This window comes from Streptomyces humi (genome assembly GCF_001005085.2).
GTDB lineage: Bacteria > Actinomycetota > Actinomycetes > Streptomycetales > Streptomycetaceae > Streptomyces > Streptomyces humi.
In genome coordinates, this window is record NZ_LBMU02000023.1 from 418,744 (window position 1) to 440,741 (window position 21,998).

20 protein-coding genes are annotated in these 21,998 nt (G+C 71.5%); 14 read left to right on the forward strand and 6 right to left on the reverse strand.

What is annotated here, in order from left to right; all coding sequences use genetic code 11:
- Positions 1 to 39 precede the first annotated feature (39 nt).
- The 9 genes from AAW13_RS10970 to AAW13_RS11010 all read left to right on the forward strand — a co-directional run bounded on the left by AAW13_RS10970 (position 40) and on the right by AAW13_RS11010 (position 8,908).
- Positions 40 to 813, forward strand: a complete 774-nt coding sequence (locus tag AAW13_RS10970; protein WP_046728139.1) for an SDR family NAD(P)-dependent oxidoreductase — start codon at positions 40 to 42, stop codon at positions 811 to 813.
- A gap of 28 nt (positions 814 to 841) precedes the next feature.
- Positions 842 to 1,582, forward strand: coding sequence for a FadR/GntR family transcriptional regulator (locus AAW13_RS10975; RefSeq protein WP_046728140.1), 741 nt, complete (start codon positions 842 to 844; stop codon positions 1,580 to 1,582).
- On the forward strand, positions 1,579 to 2,724 hold the full coding sequence (gene dgoD, locus AAW13_RS10980) for a galactonate dehydratase (protein ID WP_046728141.1): 1,146 nt from the start codon (positions 1,579 to 1,581) through the stop codon (positions 2,722 to 2,724). Before AAW13_RS10975 ends, dgoD begins: the two co-directional genes overlap by 4 nt.
- Positions 2,721 to 3,542 (forward strand): hypothetical protein, encoded by an 822-nt coding sequence (locus tag AAW13_RS10985; RefSeq protein WP_046728142.1) that lies wholly within the window; start codon positions 2,721 to 2,723, stop codon positions 3,540 to 3,542. Before dgoD ends, AAW13_RS10985 begins: the two co-directional genes overlap by 4 nt.
- 197 nt (positions 3,543 to 3,739) lie before the next feature.
- Positions 3,740 to 4,387 (forward strand): bifunctional 4-hydroxy-2-oxoglutarate aldolase/2-dehydro-3-deoxy-phosphogluconate aldolase, encoded by a 648-nt coding sequence (locus tag AAW13_RS10990; RefSeq protein ID WP_046728143.1) that lies wholly within the window; start codon positions 3,740 to 3,742, stop codon positions 4,385 to 4,387.
- The gene (locus AAW13_RS10995; protein WP_046728144.1) at positions 4,384 to 5,400 is read left to right on the forward strand and encodes a sugar kinase; all 1,017 of its coding nucleotides are present in this window, start codon (positions 4,384 to 4,386) and stop codon (positions 5,398 to 5,400) included. Before AAW13_RS10990 ends, AAW13_RS10995 begins: the two co-directional genes overlap by 4 nt.
- 97 nt (positions 5,401 to 5,497) lie before the next feature.
- On the forward strand, positions 5,498 to 6,163 hold the full coding sequence (locus AAW13_RS11000; protein WP_240528592.1) for a ThuA domain-containing protein: 666 nt from the start codon (positions 5,498 to 5,500) through the stop codon (positions 6,161 to 6,163).
- A gap of 180 nt (positions 6,164 to 6,343) precedes the next feature.
- Complete coding sequence (locus tag AAW13_RS11005) at positions 6,344 to 8,161, forward strand: ABC transporter ATP-binding protein (protein WP_046728146.1); 1,818 nt, start codon at positions 6,344 to 6,346, stop codon at positions 8,159 to 8,161.
- Between the two features lie 81 nt (positions 8,162 to 8,242).
- Positions 8,243 to 8,908 carry an NUDIX domain-containing protein gene (locus AAW13_RS11010; protein ID WP_046728147.1) on the forward strand — a complete coding sequence of 222 codons (666 nt, stop codon included), beginning with the start codon at positions 8,243 to 8,245 and terminating at the stop codon, positions 8,906 to 8,908.
- Positions 8,909 to 9,040: 132 nt separating this feature from the next.
- Here the strand turns inward: AAW13_RS11010 and AAW13_RS11015 are convergent, their stop codons facing one another.
- The 6 genes from AAW13_RS11015 to iolD form a co-directional block, all read right to left on the reverse strand.
- Positions 9,041 to 11,062 carry a beta-galactosidase gene (locus AAW13_RS11015; protein WP_046728148.1) on the reverse strand — a complete coding sequence of 674 codons (2,022 nt, stop codon included), beginning with the start codon at positions 11,060 to 11,062 and terminating at the stop codon, positions 9,041 to 9,043.
- 56 nt (positions 11,063 to 11,118) lie between these two features.
- On the reverse strand, positions 11,119 to 12,006 hold the full coding sequence (locus tag AAW13_RS11020) for a carbohydrate ABC transporter permease (protein ID WP_046728149.1): 888 nt from the start codon (positions 12,004 to 12,006) through the stop codon (positions 11,119 to 11,121).
- Complete coding sequence (locus tag AAW13_RS11025; RefSeq protein WP_046728150.1) at positions 12,003 to 12,983, reverse strand: carbohydrate ABC transporter permease; 981 nt, start codon at positions 12,981 to 12,983, stop codon at positions 12,003 to 12,005. The genes AAW13_RS11020 and AAW13_RS11025 overlap by 4 nt, the downstream gene beginning before the upstream one ends.
- An 8-nt stretch (positions 12,984 to 12,991) precedes the next feature.
- Positions 12,992 to 14,305 carry an ABC transporter substrate-binding protein gene (locus AAW13_RS11030; protein WP_046728151.1) on the reverse strand — a complete coding sequence of 438 codons (1,314 nt, stop codon included), beginning with the start codon at positions 14,303 to 14,305 and terminating at the stop codon, positions 12,992 to 12,994.
- A 293-nt stretch (positions 14,306 to 14,598) separates the two neighbouring features.
- On the reverse strand, positions 14,599 to 15,384 hold the full coding sequence (locus AAW13_RS11035) for a GntR family transcriptional regulator (RefSeq protein WP_046728152.1): 786 nt from the start codon (positions 15,382 to 15,384) through the stop codon (positions 14,599 to 14,601).
- A gap of 31 nt (positions 15,385 to 15,415) precedes the next feature.
- Complete coding sequence (iolD, locus tag AAW13_RS11040; RefSeq protein ID WP_046728153.1) at positions 15,416 to 17,287, reverse strand: 3D-(3,5/4)-trihydroxycyclohexane-1,2-dione acylhydrolase (decyclizing); 1,872 nt, start codon at positions 17,285 to 17,287, stop codon at positions 15,416 to 15,418.
- Between the two features lie 360 nt (positions 17,288 to 17,647).
- Between iolD and AAW13_RS11045 the strand changes: the two genes are divergently transcribed.
- From AAW13_RS11045 to AAW13_RS11065, 5 genes are all read left to right on the forward strand, one after another.
- Positions 17,648 to 18,667, forward strand: a complete 1,020-nt coding sequence (locus tag AAW13_RS11045) for a sugar ABC transporter substrate-binding protein (RefSeq protein ID WP_046728154.1) — start codon at positions 17,648 to 17,650, stop codon at positions 18,665 to 18,667.
- A gap of 5 nt (positions 18,668 to 18,672) precedes the next feature.
- Positions 18,673 to 19,743 (forward strand): ABC transporter permease, encoded by a 1,071-nt coding sequence (locus tag AAW13_RS11050; RefSeq protein WP_420855448.1) that lies wholly within the window; start codon positions 18,673 to 18,675, stop codon positions 19,741 to 19,743.
- A gap of 4 nt (positions 19,744 to 19,747) precedes the next feature.
- Positions 19,748 to 20,659 carry an ATP-binding cassette domain-containing protein gene (locus tag AAW13_RS11055; RefSeq protein ID WP_046728155.1) on the forward strand — a complete coding sequence of 304 codons (912 nt, stop codon included), beginning with the start codon at positions 19,748 to 19,750 and terminating at the stop codon, positions 20,657 to 20,659.
- Between the two features lie 3 nt (positions 20,660 to 20,662).
- Positions 20,663 to 21,565 carry a sugar phosphate isomerase/epimerase family protein gene (locus AAW13_RS11060; RefSeq protein WP_046728156.1) on the forward strand — a complete coding sequence of 301 codons (903 nt, stop codon included), beginning with the start codon at positions 20,663 to 20,665 and terminating at the stop codon, positions 21,563 to 21,565.
- 135 nt (positions 21,566 to 21,700) lie between these two features.
- Complete coding sequence (locus AAW13_RS11065; protein WP_046728157.1) at positions 21,701 to 21,895, forward strand: hypothetical protein; 195 nt, start codon at positions 21,701 to 21,703, stop codon at positions 21,893 to 21,895.
- The last annotated feature ends 103 nt before the right edge of the window (positions 21,896 to 21,998 follow it).

Consider the following 21,998-nt stretch of genomic DNA (forward strand, 5'->3'; position numbering starts at 1 on the left):
CCGCATATCTTTCCAGCAGCTCACCTTCTAAGGAGCCCGATGGACCAGTCCGTACGCCGGTACGGCGCCCGCTTCGCCGGCCTCACCGCCGTGGTGACCGGGGGCGCCTCCGGCATCGGAGCCGCCACCGCCGAACGCCTCGCCCGCGAGGGAGCCGCCGTCGTGGTCGCCGACATCGCGGACGAGCGCGGCCGGGCCGTGGCGGACGGGATCACCGAGGACGGCGGCCGGGCCCGGTACGTGCACGCGGACGTCGCCGACGAGGACGACTGGGCGCGGATCATCACCGCCGCCCACGGCTTCGGTCCCGTCGACGTGCTCGTCAGCAACGCCTACACCGTCGACGTCCGGCCCGCCCACGAACTGTCCCTGGCGTCCTGGCAGCGGCAGCTCGCCGTCAACCTCACCGGCGGCTTCCTCGGCGTCAAGGCCGCACTGCCCGACCTGCGGGCCCGCCACGGCTCGGTGGTGCTCACCTCGTCCGTGCACGCCCACGCCGGCCTCCCCGGCCACCCCGCCTACGCCGCCGCCAAAGGCGGTCTGCTGTCCCTGTGCGGACAGCTCGCCGTCGAGTACGGACCCGAGGTACGCGTCAACGCGGTCCTGCCCGGACCGATACTGACCGGCGCCTGGGACCGGGTGCCGGCCGGGGAACGGGAGCGCAGCGTCGCCGGGACCGCGGCCCGCCGGTTCGGCACCCCCGAGGAGGTGGCCGCCGCGATCGCGTTCCTCGGCGCCGCGGAAGCCTCCTACATCACCGGCGCCGGACTGGTCGTGGACGGCGGCTGGAGCGTCGTGAAGGCCTCCGCATGATGCCCCCTGGACAGAAAGGCTGGACGACATGACGCCCTACGCCCGCAGAGGCGTGCACGGCCAGACCGTGGAGGCCCTGGCCCGTCGCATCCTGGGCGGCGAGATCCCGGAAGGGGCCACGCTGGACCTGGTGGCGCTACAGAGCGAACTCGACGTCAGCCTCACCGCGCTGCGCGAGTCCCTCAAGGTGCTCGCCGCCAAGGGCATGGTCGACGCCCGCCAGAAGCGCGGCACCTTCGTACGGGCCCGCGCCGACTGGAACCTGCTCGACGCCGACGTGCTGCGCTGGCAGTTCGAGGGCGGCCGGACGACCGACGCCGACCGGTCCCTGCTGCGCAACCTCGCCGAGGTCCGGGCGATCATCGAACCGGCCGCCGTCCGGCTCGCCGCCGAGCGCCGCACCGAGTCCGACCTGGTCGCCCTCACGGACGCCCTGACGGCGATGGACAGCCCCGGAGCCGACGCCGGGCACGCCGTCGACGCCGACCTCGCCTTCCACCGCGCGCTGCTCACCGCCACCCACAACGAACTGCTCGAACGCATGGAGATGGTCATCGAGTCGGGGCTCGCCCACCGTGACCGCATCGTGCACAGTTCCCCGCACAGCGAGCCGCCCGTGCCCGCGCACCGCGCCGTCCTGGACGCCGTGCGCGACGGCGACCCGGACGCGGCCGAGCGGGCCATGCGTGCCCTGCTCGACCAGGCCGGCCGCGACCTGGCCCGGCTCGACGGCCCCGACGACGACCCGAAAGGCAACGGCGGTCAGTGAAGATCGAGCGAATAGAGACCTTCCTCGTCCCGCCCCGCTGGCTGTTCTGCCGCGTCGAGACCGACGACGGCGTGGTCGGCTGGGGCGAACCCGTGGTCGAGGGACGGGCGGAGATCGTCCGCACGGCGGTCGACGTCCTCGCCGAGTACCTGGTGGGGCAGGACCCGCTGCGCATCCAGGACCACTGGCAGGTGCTCACCAAGGGCGGCTTCTACCGGGGCGGCCCGGTGCTCTCCAGCGCCGTCGCGGGCCTCGACCAGGCCCTGTGGGACATCGCGGGCAAGACCTACGGCGCCCCCGTGCACGCCCTGCTGGGCGGCCCGGTGCGCGACCGGGTACGGGTCTACGCCTGGGTCGGCGGCGACGAACCGGCCCAGCTCACCGAGCAGATCGCGGCCCAGGTCGAGGCGGGCTTCACCGCGGTGAAGATGAACGCGGCCGGCGCCACCTCGCCGATCGCCACGGCGGCGGAGACGGCGGCGGTGCTCGCCAGGGTGAGCGCCGCCCGGGACGCCCTCGGCCCCGACCGGGACGTCGCCGTCGACTGCCACGGCCGCTTCACCGTCGCGACCGCCCGCCGCGTCCTGGCCGAACTGGGCCCGCTGCACCCGCTGTTCGTGGAGGAACCCGTCGTCCCCGAACAGGGTCACCTGCTGCCCGGGCTGGTCGCGACCAGCCCGGTCCCGCTGGCCACCGGTGAACGCCTGTACGCACGCGGCGACTTCCTGCCCGTTCTCGCCGCCGGGATCGCGGTCGCCCAGCCCGACCTGTCCCACGCGGGAGGCATCTCCGAGGTGCACCGCATCGCCTCGCTCGCCGAGACCTACGGCGCCCAGCTCGCCCCGCACTGCCCGCTCGGGCCGATCGCGCTGGCGGCCAGCCTCCAGGTCGCCTTCGCCACCCCGAACTTCCTGATCCAGGAGCAGAGCCGGGGCATCCACTACAACAAGGACGCCGACCTCCTCTCCTACCTGGTGGACCCCGAGCCCTTCCGGTTCGTGCAGGGGTACGCGCGGCGCGGCGACGCCCCCGGGCTCGGCATCACCGTCGACGAGGCGGCCGTACGCGCGGCCGACCGTGCCGGGCACCGCTGGCGCAACCCGGTGTGGCGGCACCCCGACGGCTCCTTCGCGGAGTGGTGACCGTGCCGCTCGACGTCGTCACCGACCCCCGGCACGGCGGCCGTTGGACCTCGCTGCGGCAGGGCGGCCGCGAGTGGCTGTGGCGCCGCGAGAGCCCGGAACGCGACGGCGTGGCACCGGGGGACGCGTTCGTGGACGCGGGCGGCGTGGAGGAATGCGTCCCGACCGTGCGCGGTACCCCCGACCACGGGGACGCCTGGTCCCGGCCCTGGACACGGGAGGGGGACGCCGAGACCGTCCGCTGCGACCGCTTCACCCTGACCCGCCGGGTGCGCGCCACGGCCGACGGCGTCGAGGCCGCGTACACGCTGGCGGCCGAGCCCGGCTTCCGCTTCCTCTGGGCCGCGCACGCCCTGCTCGACCTCTCCGAGGCGGCCGTGGTCCGGGCCCGGGACGGAGCGCCCACGCGCCTCTTCCCGGAGGCCGCACCGCTGTTGGACCGCCCCTGGCCGGCCGGTGCGCCCTGGGTGGAGGGGGTCTGGCCGGCGCCCCTCGGGCTGCGTATGGACCGGTTCGGACCCGACGACGGCTCGGCGGTCGGAGCCGTGGTGGCGGGCGGCCGCTGCTGTGTCCACGACGGCACGGACCGGCTCGCCCTGGCCGTCGAGGCGGAGGGGCAGCCGCGGTCCGTCGCCCTGTGGCGCAACCTCGGCGGCTGGCCCGCGCAGCGGCCCTACCGCAGTACCGGCGTCGAGCCCATGCTCGGCCGCGTCCTCGACCTCGCCAAGGCAGGCCCGGACGACGCGGCCCGGGTCCCACCGTCAGGAAAGGCCCACTGGCGCCTCACCATGACCCCCGACTGCCGCTGCCCCCGCTGAACGGCCCGACTCCGACTCCACCCGCCCCCACCCATCCACCGCCCCCGCTTACCACCGACCCACCGACCCGTTGGCCCACTGTCCCGCAGACCTCTTCGCCCGCCGATCCGCCGGCCCGTTCGTCCGCCGGCCCGCCGGCCTGCCGGGCCCGTCCGTCGGCCCCGTTGTCCTGTTGACCGAGGAAGGAGTTTCCGTCCATGGATCTGCGAGCCGCCCTCGCTTCCTGTCGTCTGCTCGCCATCGTGCGGGGCGGCGACCCGGACGCCACCCTGCGCACCGTGCTGACGCTCGCCGAGGAGGGCGTCGAACTGATCGAGGTGTCGCTGAGCGGCGCCGACGCGCTCACCGTCCTCGCCCGTGCCCGCGCGGAACTCGGCCCCGGCCGGCCGCTCGGCGCCGGCACCGTGCTCACCGCCGCCGACGCGCACGCGGCCCACCGCGCGGGCGCCGCCTTCGCGGTCACCCCCGGCCTCGGCGCCGGCGTCGACACCGCTCTGGACCTCGGCATGCCGGTGCTGGCCGGCGTCCTCACCCCCACCGACGTCATCGCCGCGGAGGCCCGGGGCGCCGCCGCCCTGAAACTCTTCCCGGCCGCCGAGGCCGGCGGCACGGCGTACCTGAAGGCACTGCGCGGCCCCTTCCCCGGCGCCGCGTTCGTCCCGGTGGGCGGCGTCGACGTCACGGCCGCCCGGGACTACCTGGCCGCCGGGGCGACCGCCGTCGGCGTCGGCTCCCCCCTCGTGGGCGACGCGGCGGACGGTGGCAGCATCACCGGCCTGCGTGAGCGGGCGCGCGCCTTCCGGGCCGCCGTACGCACCGGGGCGCGGGCGGAGGGACCCGCGTGACGGGGGCCTGGCGGCCGGCCCCGGGACCGGTCGTCTGCGTCGGCGAGACCATGGCGGCGCTCGCCCCCGACCCGCCCCGGCCGCTCGCGGACGCCGAGCAGCTGCGGCTGTCCGTCGCCGGCGCGGAGTCGAACGTGGCCGTGTACCTCGCCGACCACGGCATCCCGGCCGTGTGGCTGTCGGCCCTCGGCGACGACCCGCTGGGCCACCGGGTCCGCGCCGCCGTCGCCGCCGCCGGTGTCGACGTCAGCCATGTCCGCACCGACCCGCACCGGCCGACCGGCCTCCTGCTGAAGAACCCCGGCCCCAACGGGACCCGCGTCCACTACTACCGCTCCGGCTCGGCCGCCTCGGCCCTCGGACCCGGCCTGCTCGACGGCGAACCGGTCCGCTCGGCCGCCCTGCTGCACCTCACCGGCATCACCCCAGCCCTCTCCCCGTCCTGCCGCGACCTGGTGACCCGCGCCCTCGGCGCGCCCGCCGCCGAACGGCCGTACGCCATCAGCTTCGACGTCAACCACCGGGCCGCGCTGTGGCCGGACGGCACCGCTCCGACGGTGCTGCGGGCCCTCGCCGACCGGGCCGACATCGTTTTCGTGGGCCTCGACGAGGCGCGGGAGCTGTGGGGCGCCGGCCTGACCGTCACCGGGCTGCGGGAGCTGCTGCCCGGTCCGCGGATCCTCGTCGTCAAGGACGGCGCCCGTGCCGCGACCGCCGTCACCGCGGCCGGCGTGTGCGCGGTGCCCGCGCTGCGCACGGCGGTCCTGGAACCGGTCGGGGCCGGCGACGCCTTCGCGGCGGGCTTCCTGGCCGGGCTGCTGCGCGGGGAGACACCGGCCCGCGCCCTGCGGCTCGGCCACCTCACCGCGGTCTCCGCGCTCCAGGTGACCGGGGACCACGGGACGCTGCCCGGCGCGGCGGAGATCGAACGGCTGCTCGGCCTGCCGGCCCCGGAGTGGGCGCGGCACCAGGGCGGGCGGGTGGACCGGGGCGCCGCCCGGGGGCGGCGGTGAGAACCGTCCGGGCGGGCACCGTTGACGTGCGGGCCGCGGCACGGCGACCGTTCTCGGGTCCGGGTTCCGGACCGACCGACGGGAGCGTGCGATCACCTTGACCACGGAAGACATACGGCGGGCCCTGGTGGTCCGCGGCGGCTGGGACGGGCACCGGCCCGTGACGATCAGCGACGGATTCGTCCCGTTCCTGAAGGAGCGGGGGTTCTCCGTCGACACCGCCGAGGACCTCGCGGTGTACGAGGACGCGGACCGGCTGGCCGCCACCGATCTGATCGTGCAGTGCTGGTCGATGGGGGACATCACCCCGGAGCAGAGCGAGGGCCTGGCCGCGGCCGTGCGGGCCGGCACCGGGCTGGCCGGCTGGCACGGCGGAATCGTCGACAGCTTCCAGGACCACGGCTACCACCTGCTGACCGGCGGTGCGTTCGTCATGCACCCGCCCGGCTTCCACGACCACACCGTGCATCCGCTGCCCGAGCGCGCCGGCCACCCCGTCGTCGCCGGTCTCGACGACTTCACCGTGCACACCGAGCAGTACTGGGTGCTCACCGACCCGCACGTCGACGTCCTCGCCACCACGACCTTCCCCGTCGGCGAACTGCACGACCGGCCCGTGGTGATGCCCGCGGTGTGGACCAGGACCTGGGGCGCGGGCCGGGTCTTCGTCTCGACGGTCGGCCACAAACCCGACGACTTCGACGTGCCCGAGGTCCGCACCCTCACCGAGCGCGGCCTGCTGTGGGCGAGCCGCGGTCGCTGACCCGGGGCGTCCGGAACCAGGCCGGAAACGTGTTCGGACCGTAGTCGTCGCGCCGAAAAACACGTGGACTGGGTCACCCTCGTCGCGCCACACTTCCCTTTCCTGACCTGCCGATTCCAGGCCGCCGCGGACCTGCGGCGGCCGACTCGGCATGCCGTGCGACGACTACACAGGGTTGAAATGACGTCCTCTGTCGATTTACCTGCGACCGGACCACGAAAGGGCGCGGTGCTGCTCGCGCTCCGCTACTACGGACAGGAGCTGGCCCGGCTCAAGCGGCTGACCCTGCCCGGCCTGCTGCTGCCGGCCCTCGGCAACATCGGAATCAACTACCTGGCCCCGCTGGTCGTGGCCAAGCTGGTCGGCCGGATCGCCGACGGCCACGGCCTGGGCCTGCGCACCACACTGCCGTACGTCCTCGGCTTCGCCGGTGTCCTGCTGCTGGCGGAGGCGGTCTGGCGGATCGGCCTGCACTGCCTGAACCGCGTGGACGCCCTCGGCATCGAGCGGCTGTACGTCATCGGGATGGACGAACTGTTCGCGCGGGACGCCTCGTTCTTCCACGACAACTTCGCCGGATCGCTGACCAAACGGGTGCTGAGCTTCGCCAACCGCTTCGAGGAGTTCGCCGACACCCTGACCTTCAACATCGTGGGCAGCTTCGTGCCGCTGGCCTTCGGGTCCGTGGTGCTCTGGCGCTACGAACCACTGCTGGTCGTCGGGCTGTTGACGATGATCACGGTCACCGGCGTGTGCGTGGTGCCGCTGATCCGGCGCCGGCAGCGGCTGGTCGCCGAGCGTGAGGAGGCCATCGCCCGGGTGTCCGGGCACGTCGCCGACAGCCTGATGAACATGGACACGGTCCGGGCGTTCGCCGCGGAGCGGCGGGAGGCCGCCGAACACCGGCTGCGGGTCGCCGAGTCGCGCCGGCGCCAGCTGCGCTCCTGGGACTACGGCAACCTGCGCATCGACACGTTCGTCGCGCCGATGTCCGTCGCCACCAACGCGCTGGGCCTGCTGCTGGCCGTCGCGCTGGCCGGCGGGGGCCACAGCGTGGAGGCGGTCGTGGTGGCCTTCACCTACTTCAGCAACGCGACCCGGATCATGTTCGAGTTCAACCAGATCTACCGGCGCATGGAGAGCTCCATGACGGAGGCGGCGCAGTTCACCGAACTGCTCCTGGACCCGCCCACGGTGCTCGACCCGGCCGTACCGGAACCGCTCGCGCCGCGGGCCGCCGACGTCCGCTTCGAGAAGGTCTCCTTCACCCATGCGGGCGCCAGACCGCTGTTCGAGGGGCTGGAACTGGACGTGCCCAGCGGGTCGAAGTTCGGGTTCGTCGGCCGGTCGGGCGGCGGCAAGACCACACTGACCCGGCTGCTGCTGAGGATGACCGACCTCGACGCCGGCCGGATCACGATCGGCGGCCAGGACATCAGCCGGCTCCGCCAGGCCGACCTCCGGGGCCAGATCGCCTACGTCCCGCAGGACCCGGCGATGTTCCACCGCACCCTGCGGGAGAACATCGCCTTCGCCCGGCCCGGTGCCACCGAGGCCGAGATCCGGGTGGCCGCCGAGGCCGCGCACGTCACCGAGTTCGCCGACGCGCTGCCCGACGGCTTCGACACCATGGTGGGGGAGCGCGGGGTGAAACTCTCCGGTGGCCAGCGCCAGCGGGTCGCGCTGGCCCGCGCGATCCTCCGGGACGCCCCGATCCTGCTCCTGGACGAGGCGACCAGCGCCCTCGACTCGGAGAGCGAGATCCTCGTCCAGGAGGCGCTGTGGCGGCTCATGGAGGGGCGTACCGCCCTGGTGGTGGCGCACCGGCTGAGCACGGTCGCCTCCATGGACCGGCTGGTGGTCCTCGACCGGGGCCGGATCGTCGAGCAGGGCACGCACCACGAACTGCTCGCCGCGGAGGGCGCCTACGCCAAGCTGTGGCAGCACCAGTCGGGCGGCTTCCTCGACGAGGACCCGGCCAGGGCCGAGGTGCACTAGGTCATATCGGCCCGGACGGGCGGGTGGTAGACAGGTGATCATGAGCGATCCGAACCTCTCCGCCCGTCCGGCCGGTGTCCGGTGACCGCCGGGATCGACACCCCGGACCGCCGGGGCCGTACCGGACTCGACCGCACCGGCCTGGGACTGACCGGGAACCCGGACGTGCGGGTCCGGCAGGTGAGACTGCTGTCCAGCCACTGGTACATCGAGCGGGCCACCACCTTCGACTACCGGCACGCCGACGGCACCTGGCACACCGAGGAACGCGAGACCCACGACCGGGGCAACGGCGCCGCGCTGCTCCTCTACGACGCCGGGCGCGAGACCGTGCTGCTCACCCGTCAGTTCCGCTTCCCCGTGTACGTCAACGGCCACCCCGACGGCATGCTGATCGAGACCCCGGCGGGCCTCCTCGACGAGGAGGACGAGCACCCGGAGCACGCGGTCCGCCGGGAGGCCGTCGAGGAGACCGGCCACACGGTCGGCGACGTGCAGCACGTCTTCGACGTGTACATGAGCCCGGGCTCGGTCACCGAGCGGATCTCCTTCTACGCGGCCGCCTACGGCCCTTCCACCCGCACCCACGAGGGCGGCGGCCTTGCGGAGGAGGGCGAGGACATCGAGATCCTCGAACTCCCCTTCCGGCGGGCCCTGGAGATGATCCGCACGGGGGAGATCGCCGACGCCAAGACCATCATGCTGCTCCAGTGGGCAGCCCTGGAGGGCCCCTTCGCCGACCGGTGACCGCTCAACCCCCTTGCCCTGAAGCGCACTTCGGCGGCCGCCCCCTCGCCCCCTGCCGGTGGCCACCGGTCGTGTCGCGTCCGGTGGCCACCGGTCATGTCGCAGTCGGCCGCTACCGACCGCAGTCGGCCGCTACCGACCGCGCGGCTCCCGTACGACCGCGATCTCGCCCGGGGCCACGGTGACCGTGCCGTCGGCGGGCTTGCCGGACAGCAGCTCCACCGAGCCGGGCGCGACGGGGAGTTCGGCGCCCTGCCCGGCGTGGTCGATCACGAACACGTAGTCCGCCTCCGCACCGCGCCGCCGGGCCACCTCCACGCCCGCCGGGGCGGTGCGGACCGCGGTCACGCCCGCCTCGGCACGGATCCGGTCCAGCAGCCCCGCCAGGGTGTCGGCGTCCGGGAGCGTCGCCACGTACCAGGCGGCCCCCGAGCCGTAGCCGTGCCGGGTCACCGCGGGCACCCCGGCCAGCGGCCCGTCGGCGTACGACGTCACCGTCTCCGCGCCCGCCGGCCGCACCCGCTCCGACCAGAGCGATCCGGTGCCGCCCTCGCTCAGCGCCACCCGCTCCCCGGGCAGCAGCGGGAACAGCTCGTCCGTGGACACGCCCAGCAGCTCCCGGAAGGCGCCCGGGTAACCGCCCAGCCGTACATGGCAGTTCTCGTCCACGGCACCGCTGTGGAAGCCGATCGCGAGGCTGCCGCCGGCCTGGGTGAAGGCCGTCAGGTTGGCCGCGCCCGCGTCGTCCACGAGGTACAGGCTCGGGGCGAGGACCGCCTTGTACGCCGACAGGTCGGCGTCCGGGCGGACGAAGTCCACGGCCACGCCGGCCCGCCACAGCGGCTCGTACCAGGCCCGGACCACGTCCAGGTAGCGCAGGCGCTCGCTGGGCTGGGAGGGCAGCTCCACGGCCCACCGGGCGTCCCAGTCCCAGACGACGGCGACCTCGGCCGTGCCGGTGCTGCCGCGCACCTCGGCCAGCGCCCTGAGGTCCGCGCCCAGCCGGACCACGTCCCGCCAGATCTGGCTGTCCGTCCCCGCGTGCGGCAGCATCGCCGAGTGCCACTGCTCGGCACCCGCCTTCGCCGCCCGCCACTGGAAGTAGGCGATGCCGTCCGCGCCGTGCGCCACGTGCGCGAGCGCGTTGCGCCGCAACTCGCCCGGTTTCTTGGCCCGGTTGACGGGCTGCCAGTTGACGGCGCCCGTCGAGTGCTCCATCAGCAGCCACGGGCCGCCCGCGAGCGACCGCATCAGATCACCGCTCAGCGCGACGTCGATCTGCGACTCCGGGTCGGTGGACATCAGGTAGTGGTCGTTGGCCACCACGTCCAGCTCCGGCGCCCAGCGCCAGTAGTCGAGGGCGTCGAAGTTCGTCATCACCATGAAGTTGGTGGTGGCCGGGATCGACGGGGCCGCCTCGCGCAGCACGTCCCGCTCCGCCTTGTACAGCGACAGCAGTTCGTCCGAGCAGAACCGCCGCCAGTCCAGCTGGTGCGTCGGATTGGGTACGGCGCCGGTCGCGCGCGGCGGCAGGATCTCGTCCCAGTCGTAGTACCACTGGCTCCAGAAGGTGGTGCCCCAGGCGTGGTTGAGGGCGGCCAGGTCGTCGCCGTACCGGGCCCGCAGCCAGCGGCGGAAGGACTCCGCGCTGGTGTCGCAGTAACAGGCCGCGTTGTGGCAGCCGTACTCGTTGTGGACGTGCCACATCTTGACGGCCGGATGGCTCGCGTACCGCTCGGCGATCGCGCCCGCGATCCGGAGCGCGGCCTCGCGGTAGGCGGGGCTGCTCGGGCAGAACGTCTGCCGGCTGCCGTACGACAGGGTGCGGCCGTCGTGGTCCACCGGGAGCGCCTCGGGGTGGGCCCGGAAGAACCAGGCGGGCGGGGCGGCGGTGGGGGTGGCGAGGTCGGCGGCGATGCCGTTCTCGTGGAGCAGGCCGAGGATCCGGTCCATCCGCGAGAAGTCGTAGACCCCCTCGGACGGTTCCATCAGCGCCCACGAGAAGATGCCGACGCTGACCATGTTGACGCCCGCCTCGCGCATCAGGCGGACGTCCTCGTCCCAGACCTCCTCGGGCCACTGTTCGGGGTTGTAGTCGCCGCCGTAGGCGATGCCCGGGACGGAGAGGCGGCGGTCGCTCTTCGGGTTGTGCACGGGGTTCTCTTTCACGGGAGGCCGGGTGCGGGGGCACCCGGCCTGAGGGAGCCGGGTCAGCCCTTCGCGGAGCCCAGGGTCAGACCGCTGACGAACTGCTTCTGGAGCACGAAGTACACGATCAGCGTCGGGATCGCGGTGAGCAGCGAACCGGCGGCGACCAGGTTCGGGTCGGTGAAGTACTGGCCGGAGAGGTTGTTCAGCGCCGAGGTGATCGGCATGTTCTCACCGGTCGAGATCAGCACCAGCGCCCAGAAGAAGTCGTTGTAGATCCAGATCGACAGCAGGGTCGCCAGGGCCGCCATGGCCGGCCTGCACAGCGGCAGGGTGATCTGCCAGTACAGCCGCCACACCGAGGCGCCGTCCACCAGCGCGGCCTCGGTCAGCTCGTGCGGCAGCGAGCGCATGTAGTTGCTGAGCACGAACGCGCAGAAGCCGGACTGGAACGCCACGTGGATCAGCACCAGGCCGAGCGCGGAGTCGTACAGCTTGCCGCTCGCGGTGATGCCCGGCAGGTTCGTCAGCAGGTACAGCCGGTACAGCGGGGTGATGATGACCTGCTGCGGCAGCAGGTTGCCGGCCGTGAAGACCAGCAGCAGCGCCAGGTTGACCCGGAAGTCGAAGCGGCTGACGTAGAACGCGACCATCGACGACAGGAACAGCGTGAGCAGCACGGCCGGGACCGCGATGATCAGCGTGTTCATGAAGTAGTGGGTCATGTCCGACTGCGTGAACGCGTTCTTGAAGTTGTCGAAGTTCAGCGTGTGCGGCCAGGACAGGTAGCCGCGCTCGCTGGTCTCGCTGTAGGGCCGCATGGCCGAGAAGATCGCCCACAGCAGCGGGGCGAGCCAGGCCAGGGCGGCGCCGGCGAGGAACACGTGCAGCAGGACGCGGGCCGGGCGGATCGGGTTGCGCTGCTTGGCCAGCGCGCTCACGGTGCTCATGCGCGCCGCTCCTTCCGGAAGGTCGCGATCAGGTAGGGAATGATCACGATCAGCGAGATGACCAGCAGGACCACCGCGATCGCGGAGCCGTAACCGATGCGGCTCGACTCGCCGATGATGTTGTTGGTCACCAGGATGGAGAGCAACTCGGTGCCCTGGGCGCCCTTGTTGAAGACGAAGACCAGGTCGAAGGCGCGCAGCGCCTCGATGATGGTCACGACCAGGACGACCGTGTTGGTCGGCCGCAGGGTCGGGAAGATGACGTTCTTGAACGTCTGCCACTCGTTGGCGCCGTCGAGGGCCGAGGCCTCCCGCAGCGACGGGTCGACGCTCTTGAGGCCGGCGAGGTAGAGGATCATCATGTAGCCGGCGTGCCGCCAGGAGGCGGCGATCAGTACGGCCCACAGGTTGAGCTTCGGGTCGCCGATCCAGTCGATGTAGTGGCCCGGCTTGTTGGCGCCGATGATGCTGTTGATCAGACCCGTGTCCGGGTTGTAGATCAGCTGCCAGACGAACCCGATGCAGGCCATCGAGATGACGACCGGAAGGAAGAACGCCGTCTGGTAGATCCGGGTGAACCTGATCTTCTTGTCCAGCTGCACGGCCAGGAACAGGCCGAACGGCGTGGGGATCAGGATGAGTACGACGAACCAGATGACGTTGTGCTGGACCGCGGGCCAGAACTGCGGGTTGTCGGTGAAGAGCTGTTTGAAGTTGTCGAGCCCGACCCACTTGATGGAGTCGAAGCCGATGCCGTCCCAGGTGGTGAAGGCGAGGAGGATCGAGGCGAGGGCGGTCACCCAGACCAGGAGTACGTGCAGGATCGTCGGCACGCCCGCCATGAAGGCGAGCGTGATCCGGTCGCGGCGGGTCAGCAGGCGCTTGTGGCCCTGCTGGACCCGCTTCTTCTCGGACGCGCGCCCAGGAGGCGGCACGGCGGCCGCCTCCTGGGACTTCGTGGGGATCTCGGTGGTCATTCCAGAGCTCACTGGGAGGCGAAGATGGTCTTCTTCTGGCGCTCGATGGACGAGAGCAGGCTGTCGATCCCCTTCGGGTTCTGGAGGAACTTCTGGAGGCCGGGCTGCATCACCGTGGAGGTGAAGTCCGGACGGGAGTCGCGGTCCATGAACTGGGTCAGGTTCTTGGCGCCGCTGATCATCGTGTACGCCTTCTTCTGAAGCGCGGTGTACGACGAGGTGTCGGCCTTGCTGGAGGCGGCCACCACGCTGTTGTCGGCCTTGAGGTAGATCTGCTCGGCCTCGGGCGTGCCGAGGTACTCCATGAGCTTGACGACACCGTCGTGGTTCTTCGGGGACTTGCTGACCATGAAGCCGTCGGTGGGCGCCTCGACGGTGTCCTGGCCGTACGCGGGGTTCATCTCCGGGAAGGCGAAGAAGTCGAGGTCGTCCAGGTCGGCCTTGTTGGTGAACTGCTGACCCACGAAGGAGCCGAGGACGTACATGCCGGCCTTCTTGGAGACCAGGGTCTGGGCGGCGTCCTGCCAGGTGCGGCCCATGAAGCCGTCCTGGTGGTAGGGGAGGATCTCGGCCCAGTGGTCGAAGACGGCCTTGACCTTCGCGTCGGTCCAGGACTCCTTGCCCGCCATCAGGGACTTGTGGAAGTCGTAGCCGTTGAGGCGGAAGTTGATCTGGTCGAAGGTGCCCATCGCCGGCCAGGCGTCCTTGTCGCCGAAGGCGATCGGGACCAGGCCGTCGCCCTTCATCTTCTTGCACAGGGCGACGAACGCGTCCCAGGTGGTGGGGACTTCGTAGCCCTTGGCCTGGAAGACGCTCTTGCGGTAGAAGATCGCCCACGGGTACGTGTACAGCGGGACGAAGTAGTACTTGCCGTCCTCGCCCTTGCTGAGCTGCTTCATCGCGTCGGGGAAGTTGTCCCCGATCTTCGCCCACACGTCGTCGATCGGCGAGGCCAGGTTCTTGGCCGCGAAGAACTGCATGCGGTACCCGGCGAACCAGGTGAACACGTCGTCCGGCGTGCCCTGGAGGTAGGAGTTGATCTGCTCCTGGAAGGTGTTGTGGTCCTTCGTGTTGACGTCGACCTTGATGCCGGACTGCTTGGTGAAGGCCGCGTAGATCTCCGCGAAGGCCTTCTTCGGCACCGCGTCGGAGGAGTTGGAGCCGAGGCTGACGGTCTTGGGGTCGGAGGAGGACCCGCTGCCGCCGCACGCGGACAGCAGGGGTATGCCGGCACCCGCGAGGAGGGCGGCAGAGCCGGCCCCGCGCAGGACGTTACGGCGGCTCGGACCCGGCACGTGAAGACCGGACGGGGAGATGCGCATGGCGGCTCCTGGGTAACAGGGTTCGGCAAGGGGAAGAGGTGATCTTCGAAAGGTCCCGAAACCGATCAGAAATCAACTCGGCCGAACATCGTGGGCGCAATAACAGCCGCTTGTCCGCTCATGCGTCAATAGCCTGCGTCTCTCTCGCCCGTCTCTTGCCCGAAACGTAATCGTCATGGTCGCCTGCCGGTTTGTTGAACAAAGCGGTACGACAGAGCCCCCACGGGACAAACTCCGTGGGGGCTCGTGTGCGGGCATGTTGGTTTCACACCCCCGGACCTGCTAAGGACCGGTCACGGCCGGACCAGCAGCTGGAAGTCGAAGGCGTACCGGGACGCCCGGTAGACGTGGCTGCCGTACTCCACCGGCCGTCCGGTGTCGTCGTAGGCCGTGCGGTGCATGGTGAGCAGGGCGGCGCCCGCCTTCTCGTCCAGCCGGCCGGCCTCCTCGGCGGTGGCGCTGCGCGCGCCCACGGTCTGCCGGGCGCTGTGCAGGGTGATGCCGGCCGTGCGCATCATCCGGTACAGGCCGGTCGACTCCAGACGTTCCGTGTCGAGCTCCAGCAGGGCGGCGGGCAGGTAGTTGCACAGGAACGCCACCGGCTGGCCGTGGGTGCAGCGCAGCCGCTCCAGGACCACCACCTCCGCGCCCTCCGCGAGCCCGAGCGCGGCGGCCACCTCGGCGCTCGCCGGGATCCGCTCGTTGCGCAGCACCCTCGTGGTCGGGCCCTGTCCGGCCGACTCCAGGTCGTCATAGAGGCTGCTCAGCTCCAGCGGGCGCTTGACCTGGCTGTGCACCACCTGGGTGCCCACGCCCCGGCGGCGTACCAGCAGGCCCTTGTCGACGAGCGACTGGATGGCCTGGCGGACCGTGGGCCGGGACAGGCCGAGCCGCACGGACAGGTCGATCTCGTTGCCCAGGAGGTTGCCCGGGGCCAGGACGCCGTGCTCGATGGCCTCCTCCAGTTGCCGGGCGAGCTGGTAGTAGAGCGGCACCGGGCTGCCGCGGTCCAGGGCGAAGTCCAGGGTGTCGAGCGCCGGGACGGTCGCGGCGCGGGCGGAATCACCGGTTCGGGCCACCGGGACACCTCCTTCCGTGGGTCGTGGGGGTTCAGAGCTGGCGACGGCGCTCGGCGCGCTGCCGGTCGTAGTCCTCGCGGGCGCGTACGGCGGCCTCGCGGGAGGCGGTCTCGGCGACCGGCACGTCCCACCAGGCCTCGGCGCCGGGCGCGGTGGGCGCCGGGTCCGTCTCGACGTACACGCACGTCGGCCGGTCGCTCGCGCGGGCCGCGGACAGCGCCTCGCGCAGCTCCCGCACCGTCTTGGCGCGCAGCACCTCCATGCCGAGGCTGGCCGCGTTGGCGGCGAGGTCGACCGGCAGCGGCGCGCCGGAGAAGGTGCCGTCGGCGGCGCGGTAGCGGTAGGCGGTGCCGAACCGCTCGCCGCCCACGGTCTCGGACAGGCCGCCGATGGAGGCGTAGCCGTGGTTCTGGATCAGGACCAGGTTGACCGGCAGGCCCTCCTGGACGGCGGTGACGATCTCGGTCGGCATCATCAGGTAGGTGCCGTCGCCGACCAGCGACCAGACCGCGACGTCCGGGGCGGCCTGCTGGACACCGATGCCGGCCGGGATCTCGTAGCCCATGCAGGAGTAGCCGTACTCCAGGTGGTACTGGCGCGGTGAGCGGGCCCGCCACAGCTTGTGCAGGTCGCCCGGGAGCGACCCGGCCGCGTTGATGACAACGTCGTCATCGCCGACGACGGAGTCCAGCGCGCCGAGCACCTGGGTCTGGGTCGGTACGGCGTCCTCGTCGTCGGCGCGGTAGGCGGCCTCCACCACCGCCTCCCAACGCTCCTTGCCCGCCCGGTACTCGGCCTCGTACGCCGTGCCCACGCGATGCCCGGCGAGGGCCCGCGTGAGAGCCGTGAGCCCGCTGCGGGCGTCGCAGACCAGCGGGTGCGCCGCCTGCTTGTGGGCGTCGAAGCCGGTGATGTTCAGGTTCAGGAAGCGGACGTCCGGGTTCTGGAAGAGGGTGCCGGAGGCCGTGGTGAAGTCCGTGTACCGGGTGCCGACGCCGATGACCAGGTCGGCGGTGCGGGCGAGGTCGTCGGCGACGGCGGTACCGGTGTGCCCGATCCCGCCGAGGTCGGCCGGGTGGTCGTGGCGCAGCGAACCCTTGCCCGCCTGGGTCGAGGCGACAGGGATGCCTGTGGCCTCCACAAGGGCCCTCAGAGCGTCTTCCGCGCGGCTGTGGTGGACTCCGCCGCCCGCGACGATCAACGGCCGCTGAGCGGCCGTCACGGCGCGCACGGCGTCCGCCAGCTCCACCGGGTCGGGGGCCGGCCGCCGTACCCGCCAGACGCGCTCGGCGAAGAACTCCTCCGGCCAGTCGTACGCCTCGGCCTGGACGTCCTGGGGCAGGGCGAGGGTGACCGCGCCGGTCTCGGCCGGGTCGGCGAGCACGCGCATCGCGTTCAGGGCGGAGGGGATCAGCGCCTCGGGGCGGGTGATCCGGTCGAAGTAGCGGGAGACCGGGCGCAGCGTGTCGTTCACGGAGACGTCGAACTCCGTGGGGTGCTCCAGCTGCTGCAACAGCGGGTCGGGCGCGTGGCTCGCGAAGTAGTCGCCGGGGAGCAGCAGGACCGGCAGCCGGTTGATGGTGGCGAGGGCGGCGCCGGTCACCAGGTTGGTGGCGCCCGGGCCGATGGAGGTGGTCACCGCCTGTGCGGAGAGCCGGTCCAGCTGCCGCGCGTGCCCCACGGCCGCGTGCACCATCGCCTGCTCGTTGCGGCCCTGGTGGTAGGGCATGACGTCGCCGTACTCCAGGAGCGCCTGGCCGATGCCGGCGACGTTGCCGTGGCCGAAGATGCCCCAGGTGCCGGCGATCAGGCGGTGCCGGACGCCGTCGCGCTCGGTGTACTGGACGGACAGGAACCGCACCAGTGCCTGGGCGACGGTCAGGCGGGTGGTCGGCTGGCTCATGCGGGACCTCATTCGGACGGGGTGGGGTACACCCGGCGGGAGCGGGTAGGGATCGCCTGCGTACGGCCTGTCGTGACGGTGTCGCGGGCCGGTGTCGCGGACTACGGTCGTACCAGGCTCCTCGAGGTGGGCGGGATGCCCCTCAGGTGTAGATCGGGGCAGGTCGCGCTGTCAATGGTTTGTACTTACATTCGGACCTGAATGTGAAATGATGTCTTAACAAAGTATTGACAGCGGGCCGCACAGGGACTTGTATCCCGTCCCAACACGCAGCACCGGCTCGGACCGTCGCTTTTCGGCCCGGGCCAGGGATCTCCCTGATCCCCCTTTCCCCCCGGCGCACAGTGAGGTGCAGGAAAGATGGACCGCTCAGCCCGTACCCGTACGCGGAAACTGGCCCCCCTCGTCGCCGCGGTGGCGGCGGCAGCCCTGACCCTCGCCGGCTGCTCCAGCAGCTCCGGAGGCAAGAAGTCCGAGGAGGGCGGTGCGGCCGCCTCCGCGGGCAAGGCGAGCACCCCCCGCATGACGGTCGCGCTGGTCACCCACCAGGCTCCGGGCGACACCTTCTGGGACATCGTCCGCAAGGGCGCCGAGGCGGCCGCCGCCAAGGACAACATCAAGCTCGTCTACTCGGCGGACCCGAACGCGGGCAACCAGGCCAACCTGGTGCAGAACGCGATCGACCAGAAGGTCGACGGGATCGCGGTCACCCTCGCCAAGCCGGACGCCATGAAGGACGTCATCTCCAAGGCATCCTCGGCGAACATCCCCGTGGTGGGGCTCAACTCCGGTCTGAGCGACTGGAAGAAGCTCGGTCTGCTGGAGTTCTTCGGCCAGGACGAGACGGTGGCGGGCGAGGCGCTCGGCAACCGGCTGAACACGGAGGGCGCGAAGAAGGTCGTCTGCGTCATCCAGGAGCAGGGCAACGTCGGCCTCACCCAGCGCTGCGACGGCGTGAAGAAGACGTTCTCCGGGACCACGGAGACCCTGTACGTCGACGGCACCTCCCCGACCTCGGTCAAGTCGACGATCACCGCCAAGCTCAAGCAGGACGGCGCCGTCGACCACGTGGTCACGCTCGGCGCCCCCATCGCGCTGATCGCCGTCCAGTCGGTGTCCGACGCGGGCAGCAAGGCCAAGATCGCCACCTTCGACCTGAACAAGGACCTGACCGGCGCCATCAGCAAGGGCACGATCGAGTTCGCCGTGGACCAGCAGCCCTACCTCCAGGGCTACCTCGCGGTCGACTCGCTGTGGCTCTACAAGAACAACGGCAACTACAGCGGCGGCGGTGAGCAGCCGGTGCTGACCGGCCCGGCCTTCGTCGACAAGTCCAACGTCGAGAAGGTCGCCCAGTTCGCCGCGAAGGGCACCCGGTGATCGGTATGAGTCAGCAGTCCGCGCCGGCGGTGGCGACACCGCCGGCCCCCGGCTCGCAGGAGAAGGACGGGCGTACCGCACAACGGCCGCTGGCTGTCAGGCTGCTGGCCCGGCCCGAGGTGGGCGTCTTCCTCGGCGCCGTCGCGGTGTACGTGTTCTTCCTGGTCGCGGCTCCGCCGGTGCGCGAGGCCAGTTCGATGGCGAACATCCTCTACCAGTCGTCGACCATCGGCATCATGGCCATCCCGGTGGCCCTGCTGATGATCGGCGGCGAGTTCGACCTGTCGGCCGGTGTCGCGGTGGTCACCTCGGCGCTGACCGCGAGCATGCTGGCCTACCAGCTGTCCATGAACGTGTGGGTGGGCGTGATCGCCGCGCTCGTCGTGTCGCTCGCCATCGGCTTCCTCAACGGCTGGCTGGTGGTCCGCACCGGACTGCCGTCCTTCCTCATCACCCTGGGCAGCTTCCTGATCCTCCAGGGGGTGAACCTCGCCGTGACCAAGCTGGTCACCGGCAACGTCGCCACCGACGACATCAGCAACATGGACGGCTTCGGCCAGGTCAAGGCCGTCTTCGCCTCCTCCTTCGACATAGGGGGCGTCCAGGTGAAGATCACCATCGTCTGGTGGCTGGTCTTCGCGGCCATCGCCACCTGGGTCCTGCTGCGCACCAGGTACGGCAACTGGATCTTCGCGGTCGGCGGCAACAAGGACAGCGCCCGCGCGGTCGGCGTCCCGGTGAACTTCACCAAGATCTCGCTGTTCATGCTGGTCGGCTTCGGCGCCTGGTTCGTCGGCATGCACCAGCTGTTCTCCTTCAACACCGTGCAGTCCGGCGAGGGCGTCGGCCAGGAGCTGATCTACATCTCGGCCGCGGTGATCGGCGGCTGCCTGCTGACCGGCGGCGCCGGTTCGGCGATCGGCCCGGTCTTCGGCGCCTTCATGTTCGGCATGGTGCAGCAGGGCATCGTCTACGCCGGCTGGAACCCCGACTGGTTCAAGGCCTTCCTCGGCGTCATGCTGCTCGGCGCCGTCATGATCAACCTGTGGGTCCAGCGCACCGCGACCAGGAGGTGACCCGATGACAGACAACACGACCGGAACACACGGCGCGATCCTCCAGGACACGGCGCCCACCGACGGCGGCCCCATCGTCGAGCTGCGCTCCACGGGCAAGTCGTACGGCAACATCCGCGCCCTGCACGGCGTCGACCTCAAGGTCTTCGCCAACCAGGTGACCTGCGTCCTCGGCGACAACGGCGCCGGCAAGTCCACCCTCATCAAGATCATCTCGGGGCTGCACCAGCACACCGAGGGCGACCTCCTCGTCGACGGCGCCCCGGTGCGCTTCGGCAGCCCGCGCGACGCCCTCGACAAGGGCATCGCCACCGTCTACCAGGACCTCGCCACGGTCCCCCTGATGCCGGTGTGGCGGAACTTCTTCCTCGGCTCCGAGATGACCAAGGGGCCCTGGCCCCTGCGCCGCCTCGACATCGCGAGGATGAAGGAGACCGCCGACCGCGAGCTGCGCAACATGGGCATCGTCCTGGACGACCTGGAGCAGCCCATCGGCACCCTGTCCGGCGGCCAGCGCCAGTGTGTGGCGATCGCCCGCGCCGTCTACTTCGGCGCCCGGGTCCTGATCCTGGACGAGCCCACCGCCGCCCTCGGCGTCAAGCAGTCCGGTGTGGTCCTGAAGTACATCGCCGCCGCCCGCGAACGCGGCCTCGGCGTCATCTTCATCACCCACAACCCGCACCACGCCTACATGGTCGGCGACCACTTCAGCGTCCTGCGCCTCGGCACCCTCGAACTCTCCGCCGAGCGCAGCGACATCACCCTCGAAGAGCTCACCAACCACATGGCCGGCGGCGCGGAACTCGCGGCCCTGAAGCACGAGCTCTCCCAGGTCCGGGGCGTCGACACGGAGGAACTGCCCGAGGAGGAGGATCTCACCGCCCCCGTGGCGACCGGCCCGGAGGGGAAGGCCTGACCCATGGCGAGCGCGCTCGACCGCATCCGGGTGGGCTCGGCCCCGGACTCCTGGGGTGTCTGGTTCCCGGACGACCCCCGGCAGGTCCCCTGGGACCGCTTCCTCGACGAGGTCGCCGAGGCCGGCTACTCCTGGATCGAACTCGGTCCGTACGGCTACCTGCCCTCCGACCCGGCCCGCCTGACCGACGAGATCGCCAAGCGCGACCTCAGGGTCTCGGCCGGGACGGTCTTCACCGGCATGCACCGCGGGCCGGCCGTCTGGGAGTCCACCTGGGAGCACGTCAGCCAGGTCGCCGCGCTCACCCAGGCGATGGGCGCGAGGCACCTGGTGGTCATCCCGTCCTTCTGGCGGGACGACAAGACCGCCGAGATCCTGGAGCCGCCGGAGCTGACCGGCGAGCAGTGGGCGCACCTCACCAAGGGCATGGAACGCCTGGGCCACGAGGTGAAGGAGACGTACGGACTGGACATCGTCGTCCATCCGCACGCCGACACCCACATCGACACCGAGGACCACGTCGAGCGCTTCCTCGACTCGACCGACACCGAACTGGTCAACCTCTGCCTGGACACCGGTCACTACGCCTACTGCGGCGGCGACAGCGTCAAGCTGATCGAGACCTACGGCGAACGGATCGGCTACCTCCACCTCAAGCAGGTGGACCCGGCGATCCTGGCCGACGTCCGGGCCGAGGGCACCCCGTTCGGGCCGGCCGTGGCCCGGGGCGTGATGTGCGAGCCCCCGGCCGGTGTGCCGGAGCTGGGGCCGGTCCTGGAGGCCGCGCAGCGGCTGGGCGTCGACCTCTTCGCCATCGTCGAGCAGGACATGTACCCCTGCGAACCGGACCGGCCGCTGCCCATCGCGGTGCGCACCCGGAGGTTCCTGAGGTCCTGCGGCGCCTGACCGCCGCATCCCGGGGCCGCGCGGAGTCGATCCGCGCGGCCCCCGCGCGCCCCGCCGGGTTCGGGAACACCCGGCGGGGCGCGCGCGTTCTCCCGGCACGACGGCAGGATCCGCGGTCACGACGGGGAGGACGACATGAGTCACGAGGAGACGGCCACCGAGACGGCCACCGAGACGGCCACCGAGGCGGCCCGGCGCGGCCAGCGGTTCGGAGCGCTGCCCGAGCGGATCCGCCCGGAGGACATGGTGGAGACCACGCCGGCGACCCGGCACGACCCGGAGCGCGACGCCTACGACCCGGACGACTTCGCGGTCCGCTACGGCCTCTGAGCGGCGGGAAGCCGGCCGCGCGGCGCGGAGCCCGGTGCGGGGATCGCGCCGCTGCTGGGAAGGGCAGCGCGCTGCTGCCGGGAAAGGGATTGCGCTGCCGCCG

What these genes read in the sequence shown, in the direction of transcription:
- AAW13_RS10970 (WP_046728139.1), top strand. Translation starts at nt 40, where the DNA reads ATGGACCAGTCCGTACGCCGGTACGGCGCCCGCTTCGCCGGCCTCACC.
- AAW13_RS10975 (WP_046728140.1), top strand. Translation starts at nt 842, where the DNA reads ATGACGCCCTACGCCCGCAGAGGCGTGCACGGCCAGACCGTGGAGGCC.
- AAW13_RS10990 (WP_046728143.1), top strand. Translation starts at nt 3,740, where the DNA reads ATGGATCTGCGAGCCGCCCTCGCTTCCTGTCGTCTGCTCGCCATCGTG.
- AAW13_RS11005 (WP_046728146.1), top strand. Translation starts at nt 6,344, where the DNA reads ATGACGTCCTCTGTCGATTTACCTGCGACCGGACCACGAAAGGGCGCG.
- AAW13_RS11020 (WP_046728149.1), bottom strand. Translation starts at nt 12,006, where the DNA reads ATGAGCACCGTGAGCGCGCTGGCCAAGCAGCGCAACCCGATCCGCCCG.
- AAW13_RS11025 (WP_046728150.1), bottom strand. Translation starts at nt 12,983, where the DNA reads ATGACCACCGAGATCCCCACGAAGTCCCAGGAGGCGGCCGCCGTGCCG.
- AAW13_RS11030 (WP_046728151.1), bottom strand. Translation starts at nt 14,305, where the DNA reads ATGCGCATCTCCCCGTCCGGTCTTCACGTGCCGGGTCCGAGCCGCCGT.
- iolD (WP_046728153.1), bottom strand. Translation starts at nt 17,287, where the DNA reads ATGAGCCAGCCGACCACCCGCCTGACCGTCGCCCAGGCACTGGTGCGG.
- AAW13_RS11045 (WP_046728154.1), top strand. Translation starts at nt 17,648, where the DNA reads ATGGACCGCTCAGCCCGTACCCGTACGCGGAAACTGGCCCCCCTCGTC.
- AAW13_RS11050 (WP_420855448.1), top strand. Translation starts at nt 18,673, where the DNA reads ATGAGTCAGCAGTCCGCGCCGGCGGTGGCGACACCGCCGGCCCCCGGC.
- AAW13_RS11055 (WP_046728155.1), top strand. Translation starts at nt 19,748, where the DNA reads ATGACAGACAACACGACCGGAACACACGGCGCGATCCTCCAGGACACG.
- AAW13_RS11060 (WP_046728156.1), top strand. Translation starts at nt 20,663, where the DNA reads ATGGCGAGCGCGCTCGACCGCATCCGGGTGGGCTCGGCCCCGGACTCC.
- AAW13_RS11065 (WP_046728157.1), top strand. Translation starts at nt 21,701, where the DNA reads ATGAGTCACGAGGAGACGGCCACCGAGACGGCCACCGAGACGGCCACC.